This is a genomic window from Streptomyces sp. NPDC055506 (assembly GCF_053643595.1).
In genome coordinates, this window is sequence record NZ_JBSHKH010000033.1 from 62,257 (window position 1) to 72,975 (window position 10,719).

11 protein-coding genes are annotated in these 10,719 nt (G+C 71.9%); 8 read left to right on the forward strand and 3 right to left on the reverse strand.

Features of this window, described 5'->3' with window-relative positions; genetic code table 11:
• The first annotated feature begins 170 nt into the window (after positions 1 to 170).
• From ACWIF2_RS15535 to ACWIF2_RS15545, 3 genes are all read left to right on the forward strand, one after another.
• Positions 171 to 1,550, forward strand: coding sequence for a peptidase C39 family protein (locus ACWIF2_RS15535; protein WP_454360781.1), 1,380 nt, complete (start codon positions 171 to 173; stop codon positions 1,548 to 1,550).
• Between the two features lie 91 nt (positions 1,551 to 1,641).
• A complete protein-coding gene (locus ACWIF2_RS15540) occupies positions 1,642 to 1,782 on the forward strand; it encodes an SCO1431 family membrane protein (protein ID WP_454360783.1) in 141 nt (46 codons plus the stop codon).
• 100 nt (positions 1,783 to 1,882) lie between these two features.
• Positions 1,883 to 2,542 (forward strand): TetR/AcrR family transcriptional regulator, encoded by a 660-nt coding sequence (locus ACWIF2_RS15545; protein ID WP_454360808.1) that lies wholly within the window; start codon positions 1,883 to 1,885, stop codon positions 2,540 to 2,542.
• A gap of 50 nt (positions 2,543 to 2,592) precedes the next feature.
• Here the strand turns inward: ACWIF2_RS15545 and ACWIF2_RS15550 are convergent, their stop codons facing one another.
• Positions 2,593 to 3,861: a glycoside hydrolase family 18 protein gene (locus tag ACWIF2_RS15550; protein WP_454360785.1), complete on the reverse strand. Its 1,269-nt coding sequence runs from the start codon at positions 3,859 to 3,861 to the stop codon at positions 2,593 to 2,595.
• A 331-nt stretch (positions 3,862 to 4,192) separates the two neighbouring features.
• Here ACWIF2_RS15550 and ACWIF2_RS15555 point away from each other — a divergent pair, with 331 nt between their 5' ends.
• Positions 4,193 to 5,365, forward strand: a complete 1,173-nt coding sequence (locus ACWIF2_RS15555) for an acyl-CoA dehydrogenase family protein (RefSeq protein ID WP_454360787.1) — start codon at positions 4,193 to 4,195, stop codon at positions 5,363 to 5,365.
• On the opposite strand, the gene ACWIF2_RS15560 is transcribed toward ACWIF2_RS15555, so the two are convergent.
• Both ACWIF2_RS15560 and ACWIF2_RS15565 read right to left on the reverse strand, forming a co-directional pair.
• Entirely contained in the window at positions 5,328 to 5,576 is a 249-nt protein-coding gene (locus ACWIF2_RS15560) for a hypothetical protein (protein WP_370869173.1), read from the reverse strand. The two genes, ACWIF2_RS15555 and ACWIF2_RS15560, sit on opposite strands and share 38 nt — an antisense overlap.
• Before the next feature lie 206 nt (positions 5,577 to 5,782).
• Complete coding sequence (locus ACWIF2_RS15565) at positions 5,783 to 6,217, reverse strand: hypothetical protein (RefSeq protein ID WP_454360789.1); 435 nt, start codon at positions 6,215 to 6,217, stop codon at positions 5,783 to 5,785.
• Positions 6,218 to 6,485: 268 nt separating this feature from the next.
• Between ACWIF2_RS15565 and ACWIF2_RS15570 the strand changes: the two genes are divergently transcribed.
• From ACWIF2_RS15570 to fxsA, 4 genes are all read left to right on the forward strand, one after another.
• Complete coding sequence (locus ACWIF2_RS15570) at positions 6,486 to 6,926, forward strand: Lrp/AsnC family transcriptional regulator (RefSeq protein ID WP_039932055.1); 441 nt, start codon at positions 6,486 to 6,488, stop codon at positions 6,924 to 6,926.
• Positions 6,927 to 6,992: 66 nt separating this feature from the next.
• Positions 6,993 to 8,594 (forward strand): amidohydrolase, encoded by a 1,602-nt coding sequence (locus tag ACWIF2_RS15575; RefSeq protein WP_454360791.1) that lies wholly within the window; start codon positions 6,993 to 6,995, stop codon positions 8,592 to 8,594.
• 532 nt (positions 8,595 to 9,126) lie between these two features.
• The gene (locus ACWIF2_RS15580; protein ID WP_454360793.1) at positions 9,127 to 9,930 is read left to right on the forward strand and encodes a polyprenol monophosphomannose synthase; all 804 of its coding nucleotides are present in this window, start codon (positions 9,127 to 9,129) and stop codon (positions 9,928 to 9,930) included.
• A gap of 77 nt (positions 9,931 to 10,007) precedes the next feature.
• A complete protein-coding gene (fxsA, locus tag ACWIF2_RS15585; protein WP_454360795.1) occupies positions 10,008 to 10,583 on the forward strand; it encodes an FxsA family membrane protein in 576 nt (191 codons plus the stop codon).
• Positions 10,584 to 10,719: the final 136 nt, after the last annotated feature.

The following is a 10,719-nucleotide window of genomic DNA, read 5'->3' on the forward strand; positions in this document are numbered from 1 at the left end:
GCGCACGGCTCCTGCCACTGGTCGACGCCAATATTGGTGGGCGTGGCGCGGGTCGAAGTGCTGGCAGGACCGGGCGGGCTGTGCTCATATGTGGCGCACACGCATGTGCGACCACCGTGCAACGGACCTGCCCCGCCCCTGCCCGACTCCGACATCCGGGGGTCCCCGCCATGAGCAGAGCCGAACAGCCGTCCCGCAGAACCGTCCTGGCCGCCGCGGTCGCCGCCGCCGTCACCGCGAGCGCGGGGCCGGCGGCCGCCGACACCGAGATCCCCATGACGACCGACACCGCAGACCCCGCCCGGGCGGTCCCGGCCCGCACCGTGGACAACCGGGCCTGGTCCTCGTACGACGACTGGCGCGGCGGCACCGCCCGGGGCACCCGCGCCGTCGCGGGCACCCGCCCGGGCCTGGTGATCGCGAAGCCCGCCGGAAGGGCCGACTACCGGGACCCGCACACCGGCACCACCGCCTCCTGGGAGTACGCCACCTGGACGTCCCCCGTCCAACGGCTCGCCGTCCCCGCGACGGAGGCGATCGTCTCCTGGAACGCGCGCACCCCGGCCGGAACCTGGATCCAGGCCGAGCTCAAGGGCACCTACACCGACGGCACCAGCAGCCCCTGGTACGTGATGGGCCGCTGGGCGGCGGGCGACCAGGACATCCGGCGCACCTCGGTCGACGACCAGAGCGACGGCAAGAGCACCGTCTGGACGGACACGCTGGCCGTCGACGACCCGGCGACGGGCCTGCGCCTGGCCTCCTGTCGCCTGCATCTGACCCTGTACCGCAAGCCGGGCGGCAAGGCCACGCCCACCGTCTGGCGGCTCGGCGCGATGTGCTCCGACGTCCCCGACCGGTTCACCGTCCCCGCGTCCGCGCCCGGCCTCGCGAGGGAACTGGCCGTCCCGCGGTACTCGCAGGAGATCCACAAGGGGCAGTACCCCGAGTACGACAACGGCGGCGAGGCCTGGTGCAGCCCGACCTCCTCCCAGATGATCGTCGAGTACTGGGGCGGCCGGCTCACCCCGCAGCAGCTGGCCTGGGTGGATCCGTCGTTCGCCGATCCGCAGGTGTGCCACGCGGCCCGGTTCACCTACGACTACCAGTACGCGGGCTGCGGCAACTGGCCGTTCAACGCCGCCTACGCGGCCACCTTCAAGGATCTCCAGGCCGTGGTCACCCGGCTCGGCTCGCTCACCGACCTGGAGACGCTGATCGCGGCGGGCATCCCGGCCATAACGTCCCAGTCCTTCCTCAAGGAGGAGCTGACCGGCGCCGGGTACGGCACCGCAGGCCACCTGATGACGGTCATCGGCTTCACGGCCGGCGGCGACGTGATCGCGAACGACCCCGCCTCGGCGAGCAACGAGGCCGTGCGGCGCGTCTACCGGCGCCGTGAGTGGGAGAACATCTGGCTGCGGACCAAGCGGTACAACGCCTCCGGCAAGGTCGTCTCCGGCACCGGCGGCGTCTGCTACCTGTACTTCCCGGCGCGCCCGACCGTGGCCCAGCGCAGGGCGCTGACCGCCGTGGGCGTACGCGTGTGACCAAGCTCTCGGCCGCAAAAGCCGCTCCGGGTGGCAAGGTGGGCGGAACTTCGGGGGAAGTCCGCCCGCCCCACCGGATCAGCGAGAAGCCATGACCGCACACTCAGCCACCGTCGCCGGCACCCGTACGGGCGGCCCCAAGGACGACGGGCCGAAGATCGCCGAGCATGTCATGGGCTGGACGCTCGTCGTGGTCGTCGCGATGCTCGTGACACAGCTCGGGCTGCTGTGACCCCGGCCCGGAGCAATGTGACCTGACCCACGGCCCGGCCTTCCGACCTGCCATACTGCGGATGTCCCGCCTCGCCCGCTTGTTGGAACCAGGGTCGAAATTGAATATTAGTCAACAGCCTCCCGCGCGCCCCAGAGCCCGCGGTACCGAGCGCTCGCTGGCCCGCCGCGCCGAACTCATCGCCATCGGGCGGCGGTTGTTCGCCGACACGTCCTACGACGCGCTCTCGATGGACGACATCGCCCGGCAGGCTCATGTCGCCAAGGGGCTCATCTACTACTACTTCCAGTCCAAGCGGGGCTACTACCTGGCCATCATCCAGGACTCGGTCACCGACCTGGTCACCCTGGCGGCGAGCGGACTCGAACTGCCCCCGGTCGACCGCGTCCAACGCACGATCGACAGCTATCTGCGCTACGCCGAGCACCATCAGGCCGCGTACCGCACGATCGTCAGCGGCGGAGTCGGCTTCGACACCGAGGTGCACGCCATCCGGGACGGTGTGCGCGAGGCCATCGTCGCCACCATCGCCGAGGGCGCGTACGGCCGTGTCGACGTCACGCCGCTGGCGCGGATGGGCCTGCTGGCCTGGGTGTGCGGCGTCGAGGGCGCCACCCTCGAATGGATCGACCGTCCCGAGCTGCCCCGCGAGACCATGTGCGAGCTGCTGGTGAAGGGGCTCGGCGGTGCCCTGCGCGCGATCGAGGACCTGGACCCCGCCTACCCGGCCCCGCAGGCGGCCGCCCGCCAGGACGCGTGAGTCGGGGGCGGAGGGCCCGTCACGGTCCCTCCGCCCCCGATCGCCCCGCCTTACCTGATGGCCTTGATCAGCTCACCGTTCGCCGTGTCACCGCTCAGCTCCCAGAAGAACGTGCCGCCCAGACCCTGCTGGTTCTTGTAGGTCATCTTGGTCCCGATGGTCGCCGGGGTGTCGTAACTCCACCAGTTGTTCCCGCACTTGGCGTACGCCGTGCCGGCCACCGTCCCCGTCGCCGGGCACTTGGACTTGAGCACCTTGTAGTCGTCGATGCCCTGCTCGTACGTGCCCGCCGCCGGGCCGGTCGCGGTCCCGCCGGGGGCCGACTGGGTGACACCCGTCCAGCCGCGGCCGTAGAAGCCGATGCCGAGCAGCAGCTTCGAGGCGGGGATGCCGAGGCCCTTGAGCTTCGAGATGGTCGCCGAGGTGTGGAAGTCCGCCTTCGGAATGCCGGAGTACGAGGTCAGCGGAGAGTGCGGGGCCGTCGGGCCGGCCGCGTCCCAGGCGCCGAAGAAGTCGTACGTCATCGGGTTGTACCAGTCGACGTACCGGGCCGCGCCCGCGTAGTCCGTCGCGTCGATCTTGCCGCCCGGGGTGGCGTCGGCGGTGATCGCCGCGGTGACGAGGTTGCCCGAGCCGAACTTGGCGCGCAGGGCCTGCGTCAGGTTCCGGAAGGCCGCCTTGCCGCTGGTGTCGCAGGTGGCGCCGCAGGCGTTCGGGTACTCCCAGTCGATGTCGATGCCGTCGAAGACGTCGGCCCACTTGGAGTTCTCGACCAGGTCGTAGCAGGACTGGGCGAAGGCGGCCGGGTTCCGGGCGGCCTCGCCGAAGCCGCCCGACCAGGTCCAGCCGCCGAAGGACCACAGGACCTTGAGGTTCGGGTGCTTCTGCTTCAGCTTGCGCAGCTGGTTGAAGTTGCCGCGCAGCGGCTGGTCCCAGGTGTCGGCCTTGCCGTCGACGGACTCGGCGGCGGTGTAGGCCCGGTCGGTGGCCGCGTAGGCGTCGCCCATCGCGCACTTTCCGCCGGTGACATTGCCGAACGCGTAGTTGATGTGCGTGAGCCTGGCCGCCGAGCCCGACGTCTCGATGTTCTTGACGTAGTACTTGCGGTCGTAGGTGCCCCATTCGGTGAAGTACCCGATGACCTTGGACCCGGCGGCCCTGGAGCCGGGTGGGGCCTTCGTTGTCGTGGCGGCCTCCTGAGCCGAGGTCGCCGCGGTGGCGGTCGAGGTGCCCGCGCCGGCCAGCAGACCGGCGCCGAGGACGGCGCAACAGGCCGCGGACACGATGGCCCGGAAGCGGGAGCGGTGGGGGGTGTGCATCCGGTGTCTCCTCGTGGGGAGAGGGAACGCGCGCCGATTGGCATGAACGCGATGACTCGGTGAAGCGAAACGGTAGGAGGACTAGACCAGTTCGGTCAATGGTGCGGACCAATTTCGATCCGGCGGACACGCCCGGGTATTACCTGAAGTAAGCGGTCGTTAACTGGTGACTGCATGCCTCCGATCGGGCATACTCACAGCGCACAGCCGCTGGTCAGCAGCTTCCGAGACCCGGGACTGCAAGCATCGGCCAGGCACCAGATCGACCCGGCGGCGCCGCCCCCACCCATGGGCCCGACCGCCAGTGCCCGACAGGGAGGAGAGCGTCGCCATGCCCGACCGCGCCCCGCAGCCGGTGGACCGACAACTGCCCACGGAGGAGGCCCGGGAGCTGATCTCACTCGTCCGTGACATCGCGCGGCAGGAGATCATCCCGAAGGCGGCCGAGGAGGAAGACGCCGGTCGCTTCCCGCGCGAGCTGTTCACCCTGCTCTCCCACTCCGGCCTGCTCGGCCTGCCCTACGCGTCCGAGTACGGCGGCGGCGACCAGCCGTACGAGGTCTATCTCCAGGCCCTCGAAGAGCTCTCCGCGGCCCGGCTCACGGTCGGCCTCGGCGTCAGCGTGCACTCCCTGTCCTCCTACGCTCTCGCCGCCTACGGCACCAAGGAGCAGCAGGTCGAGCACTTGCCCGGGATGCTCGGCGGCGGCATGCTCGGCGCCTACTGCCTCTCCGAGCCGCACTCCGGCTCGGACGCGGCGGCCCTGCGTACCAAGGCGGTGCGGGACGGCGACGACTGGGTGATCACCGGCACCAAGGCCTGGATCACCCACGGCGGGATCGCCGACTTCTACACGGTCATGGCGCGCACCGGCGAGGACGGCCCGCGCGGGATCACCGCCTTCCTGGTCCCCGGTGACGCGCCGGGTGTGAGCGCGGCGGCGCCCGAGCGGAAGATGGGCATGAAGGGCTCGCCCACCGCCCAGGTCCACTTCGACGGCGTACGGGTCTCCGACGACCGGCGCATCGGCGAGGAGGGGCAGGGCTTCGCGATCGCGCTGTCCGCGCTCGACTCGGGGCGGCTCGGCATCGCGGCGTGCGCGATCGGCGTGGCGCAGGCGGCGCTCGACGAGGCGCTGGCGTACGCGGCCGAAAGGCGCCAGTTCGGGAAGGCGATCGCCGACTTCCAGGGGCTGCGCTTCATGCTCGCCGACATGGCGACGCAGATCGAGGCGGGCCGTGCGCTCTACCTCGCGGCGGCGCGGCTGCGGGACGCGGGCCGGCCGTTCGCCCGGCAGGCGGCCATGGCCAAGCTGCACTGCACCGACACCGCGATGCGGGTCACCACCGACGCCGTCCAGATCCTCGGCGGCTACGGCTACACCGCGGACTTCGCGGTCGAGCGCTACATGCGCGAGGCCAAGGTGCTGCAGATCGTCGAGGGCACCAACCAGATCCAGCGGATGGTCATCGCCCGCCATCTCGTGGGTCCAGAGGAACGCTGAACTGGTCGAGGCCCCGCCAGGGCGCGGCGAGCCGCATCCACTCCGGGTCGTGGCGGCCCGGCAGGGTGCGGCCGCCCTCGGCCCAGGTCCGCATCAAGTCGCGGTAGATCGGCGGGTCCTGGTAGCGCGGCGCGGTCGGCCGAACCGATTCTGCGGGCGCCGGGACGAAGAGGAGGCGCTGACGCCCGGTCGCTGAGGAGATGGGGGTCATACCAGGGCAACGCGGCGGAGGCCGGACAGGTCACCGGGCAGTGGAATCGGGCGTGCGTTCACGGGCGTCCGGTCCCGTGTCCCCTCCGGGCCGGATGCGGCGTACCGCCTCGCGTTCCGGACGCACTGAACCGCGCCACGGCAGCCTGCGAGCCGTGGTGCGGTTCAGCTACTGGGATGGAGCGAGCGGGCCGGGAGGGTCCGCGCTCAGGCCGCTTGGCGGCGGATGACGGGGACCCTGATCGGGCGCGAGCCCGGGCCGCCGACGTGCGAGAAGGGCTGGGTCCGCCAGTCGAGCCCCTGAGGGAGCGTCAACAGCAGGGCGGTGTCCTGCTCCTGAGGATCCACGGACTCGTCCGCGGGGCGGGCGTCCGTGGCCCTGCGGCCGGTGCCGGCACAGACCGTGAGTCCGAACGGGTTCCACGGCGAGGCGCACAGCGCGTGCTCCGGCAGAACCTCTTCGTCCGCGAGCAGCGCGATTGGCTGGGCGCAGTCCGGGCAGACGACCCGGAACATCTCGAAGGTGTCGTAGGAGTCGAGCTCGTCGTCGAAGGTGTCGGGTTCGACGCCCTCCGGCTCGGGCTCGACGACGAGCTGCGGCCGCTTGGGCGCGGTGCGACCAGGGCGCTGAAGACTCTGCATTGGGTTCTCCCCCTCGGACTGGGCCGTATCGGCACTGCGGCCTCGACCACAGCAAGCACTTCCCGTCCCCTCTCGGCGGTAATCACGAGAACATCACGGAGGCTGTTCGAGCCCTGTGGCGTTCGTCACATGCCGCACGCAGGTGCCCGCTGCGGTGGATTTGTCCCCCGGGCGGCTGACCGTCGGCTTCCGGCCACATCACGAACCGGGCATGACCTGGGCAGCTCAGGTATCCGAGGAGATCAACCGCACTGTAGGTTCTTGCGCCATGGAGGAGCTGGACCGACAGATCGTGCAGCTGCTCGTCAAGGACGGGCGGATGAGCTACACCGACCTGGGCAAGGCCACGGGCCTGTCCACGTCGGCCGTGCACCAGCGGGTGCGCCGGCTGGAGCAGCGCGGCGTCATCCGAGGCTATGCCGCGGTCGTCGACCCGGAGGCGGTCGGGCTGCCCATGACCGCGTTCATCTCGGTCAAACCGTTCGACCCCAGCGCGCCCGACGACATCGCCGAGCGGCTCGCGGGCGTGCCGGAGATCGAGGCGTGCCACAGTGTCGCCGGCGACGAGAACTACATCCTCAAGGTGCGGGTCGCGACACCGCACGAGCTGGAGGAACTGCTGGCCCGGGTGCGGTCGTTGGCGGGAGTCTCGACGCGGACGACGGTGGTGCTGTCCACGCCGTACGAGGCGCGGCCGCCGCGGATCTGATCGCCGCCGGGCGTGGAGGGCGACCCTTGTTCGGAGTGATCGGGGCCAGGCGCGAGACTGTTGTCCATGAGTGAGTCCAGCGCCCCGTCGAAGACCGTCCTGCTCCGTCGTGGAGAGGTGCACAGCCCCGCCGATCCGTTCGCCACGGCGATGGTCGTGGAACGCGGGCAGGTCGCGTGGGTGGGATCGGAGGGGGCCGCCGACGCCTTCGTGGACGGGGTCGACGAGGTGCTCGACCTGGACGGCGCGCTGGTCACTCCGGCGTTCACCGACGCTCATGTGCACACCACGGCCACCGGTCTCGCGCTCACCGGCCTCGATCTGTCCGCGGCCCCCACTCTCGAGGCCGCCCTGGGTCTCGTACGGGACTTCGCCGCCTCCCGGCCGGACGACCGCGTCCTGCTCGGACACGGCTGGGACGCCGCCCGCTGGCCCGGCGGTCGCCCCCCGACCCGTGCGGAGCTCGACGAGGCCGCCGGACACCGGCCCCTCTATCTCAGCAGGATCGACGTCCACTCGGCGGTCGTCACCACGGCCCTGCTCGACCTGGTGCCCGGCGTCGCCCGCGCGGACGGACCGCTCACCGCCGACGCCCACCACGCCGTACGGGCCGCCGCGTTCGCGGCCGTAACGCCTCGGCAGCGCGTCGACGCGCAGCGCGCCGCGCTCGCCCACGCCGTCTCCCTCGGCATCGGCACGGTCCACGAGTGCGCCGGACCGGAGATCTCCTCCGAGGACGACTTCACCGGCCTGCTCAGCCTCGCCGCCGGGGAAACCGGGCCGCGCGTCGTCGGCTACTGGGCCGAGCGGGACGTCGCCAAGGCGCGGGAGCTGGGCGCGATCGGCGCCGCGGGCGACCTGTTCGTCGACGGCGCCCTCGGCTCGCACACGGCCTGTCTGCACCAGCCGTACGCCGACGCCGGCCACACGGGCAACGCCTACCTGGACGCCGCCGCCGTGGCCGCCCATGTCGTCGCCTGCACCGAGGTGGGTCTCCAGGCCGGTTTCCACGCCATCGGCGACGCGGCGGTGGACGCCGTGGTCGAGGGCGTGCGCACGGCCGCAGGGAAGCTTGGCCTCGCCCGGGTCCGTGCCGCCCGCCATCGCGTCGAGCACGCCGAGATGCTCACCCCGGACGCGATCGCGGCCTTCGCCGAACTCGGCCTCACCGCCTCCGTGCAGCCCGCCTTCGACGCCCTGTGGGGCGGCGAGGACGGCATGTACGCGCAGCGGCTGGGCGCCGAGCGGGCGCGTGCGCTGAACCCGTTCGCCGCCCTGCTGCGCGCCGGTGTCCCGCTCGCCTTCGGCTCCGACAGCCCGGTCACCCCGCTCGACCCGTGGGGCACGGTCCGGGCCGCCGCCTTCCACCGCACGCCGGAGCACCGCGTCTCCGTGCGCGCCGCGTTCACGGCCCACACGCGCGGCGGCTGGCGGGCCGTGGGGCGGGACGACGCGGGCGTCCTCGTGCCGGGAGCCCCCGCCGACTACGCGGTGTGGCACACCGGCGAGCTCGTGGTGCAAGCCCCCGACGACCGGGTCGCCCGCTGGTCGACGGACCCCCGCTCCGGTACCCCGGGGCTGCCCGACCTGACCCCCGGCCGCGACCTGCCCGTCTGTCGGCGCACCGTGGTGGGCGGACGCACGGTCTTCGTACGGCCGGGCGAGTGATCTACGGGGGTGGCGCGCACGCGATCTTGTGCCACGCCCCCGGCGCGCGACCTGCGCATCCTCCGCACTGACCAGGCCTTTGCCGGGAGAAGCGCAGGTCAAACGGCTGTTGACAGGCGGCCGCGGGTGGCCGGTAGGTTCGGCGGAGTCCACCACCGGACGCCCGACCGGGAACGTCCGCGCACTCGCCGCAGCGCCGCCGGGTCAGGGACGGTGTGCCGCACCGGGCACCGCCACTGGGAGCCAGGCTCAGGCCGGCACAGCGCCGAGGGAACGTTCCGGCCGGTCGGGGAGGTGTGACCCGGGAGGGGCCCGGACGCTCAGTAGACAACGGCTTTCGGTCGATCCGCAGCCAGCGGGTCCCAGGTCGGCCCGAAGGGCGCCGGGCCCCCATCCGCCGTACGCTCGCACGCGAAAGCGCATTCTTACCCGCGCCTTGCGGATTCGACACCACTGATCGAACGTCCGGTCGCGTCATCGCAGGCCGGGCCCACTATGGTGGATCCCTGCGTACGGACTTGAAGGGGCATCAGTGAACGACGGCGACGGAACCCTCGCGGCAGGAGCCCAGGGGAGGAAGTTCGGCCCGCTCGGCACGGCCTTGGTGATCATCCCGACCTACAACGAGGCGGAGAACATCAAGAGCATCGTCGGCCGGGTGCGCGAGGCCGTCCCCGAGGCCCACGTGCTCGTGGCCGACGACAACAGCCCGGACGGCACGGGCAAGCTGGCCGACGAGCTGACGGTGGAGGACGACCACGTCCACGTGCTGCACCGCAAGGGCAAGGAGGGCCTGGGCGCCGCCTATCTGGCGGGCTTCCGCTGGGGCCTGGAGCGCGACTACGGCGTGCTGATCGAGATGGACGCCGACGGCTCCCACCAGCCCGAGGAACTGCCCCGTCTGCTCACTGCCCTCAAGAGCGCCGACCTGGTGCTCGGCTCGCGCTGGGTGCCCGGCGGCCGGGTGGTGAACTGGCCGAAGTCCCGCGAGGTGATCTCCCGGGGCGGCAGCCTCTACTCCCGGCTCGCGCTCGACCTGCCGCTGCGTGACATCACCGGCGGCTACCGGGCCTTCCGCCGCGAGACCCTGGAGGGCCTCGGCCTCGAGGAGGTCGCCTCGCAGGGCTACTGCTTCCAGGTCGACCTCGCGCGTCGCTCGGTCAAGGCCGGCTACCACGTCGTCGAGGTGCCGATCACCTTCGTCGAGCGCGAGCTCGGCGACTCCAAGATGAGCCGCGACATCCTGGTCGAGGCGCTGTGGCGGGTCACCGCGTGGGGCGTGGGGGAGCGGGTCGGCAAGATCACGGGGCGCGGAGGCAAGCCGGCCCAGCCCTAGCGGACCTCCTGGGCCTTCACGGGAGCGGCTGATCAGCCCTTATCCCGGACTGAGCCGGGTCCAGGCACACTGGGGACATGACGACTGGCGCTCAGACCCCCAGTACCCCTGCCCGGCCGCGGCGCTCCCGGCTGCGCACGTTCCTGCCGTTGGGGCTCGCCGCATGGCTCGTGCTGGAGATCTGGCTGCTCACGGTGGTCGCGGGAGCGTCCAGCGGGCTGGTGGTCTTCCTCGTCCTGCTCGCGGGCCTCGTGCTCGGCTCGGTCGTGATCAAGAGGGCCGGCCGGCGCGCCTTCCGGAACCTCTCCGAGGCGCTGCAACAGCAGCAGAGCGGCGCGACGCCGGCGGCGGCCCGGCCGAACAGCGAGGGCAACGGCCTGATGATGCTGGGCGGTCTGCTGCTGATCATCCCCGGTCTGGTGTCGGACGCGGTGGGGCTGCTCCTGCTGCTGCCGCCGGTCCAGAAGGCCGTGAGCCGCTCCGCCGAGCGCACCTTCGAGCGCAAGCTCCGCGAGGCCGACCCCGGCACCCTGGGCGGGGCGTTCCAGCAGGCCCGTATGCACCGCCCCGACGGCAAGGTCGTCCAGGGCGAGGTCATCAGGGACGAGCCGGGCGACGCCCCGAGGGAGCCGCGCCCGCCGTTGACGCACTGAGCGTCCGGGCGGCCGTCAGCCACACGCGCGGGGCGGTCATCAGGCGCACGCACGCTCCGGGCGGCCGTCAGGCACTTGCGGGGTACGCGAGCACACGGGTACGACAAAAACCGCGGGCGCCGTACGTGACGTACGG

Bases quoted from the DNA above. Each gene is read 5' to 3' on its own strand.
- ACWIF2_RS15570 (WP_039932055.1), top strand. From the start codon at position 6,486: ATGGAGGAGCTGGACCGACAGATCGTGCAGCTGCTCGTCAAGGACGGG.
- ACWIF2_RS15565 (WP_454360789.1), bottom strand. From the start codon at position 6,217: ATGCAGAGTCTTCAGCGCCCTGGTCGCACCGCGCCCAAGCGGCCGCAG.
- ACWIF2_RS15540 (WP_454360783.1), top strand. From the start codon at position 1,642: ATGACCGCACACTCAGCCACCGTCGCCGGCACCCGTACGGGCGGCCCC.
- ACWIF2_RS15555 (WP_454360787.1), top strand. From the start codon at position 4,193: ATGCCCGACCGCGCCCCGCAGCCGGTGGACCGACAACTGCCCACGGAG.
- ACWIF2_RS15560 (WP_370869173.1), bottom strand. From the start codon at position 5,576: ATGACCCCCATCTCCTCAGCGACCGGGCGTCAGCGCCTCCTCTTCGTC.
- ACWIF2_RS15550 (WP_454360785.1), bottom strand. From the start codon at position 3,861: ATGCACACCCCCCACCGCTCCCGCTTCCGGGCCATCGTGTCCGCGGCC.
- fxsA (WP_454360795.1), top strand. From the start codon at position 10,008: ATGACGACTGGCGCTCAGACCCCCAGTACCCCTGCCCGGCCGCGGCGC.
- ACWIF2_RS15535 (WP_454360781.1), top strand. From the start codon at position 171: ATGAGCAGAGCCGAACAGCCGTCCCGCAGAACCGTCCTGGCCGCCGCG.
- ACWIF2_RS15575 (WP_454360791.1), top strand. From the start codon at position 6,993: ATGAGTGAGTCCAGCGCCCCGTCGAAGACCGTCCTGCTCCGTCGTGGA.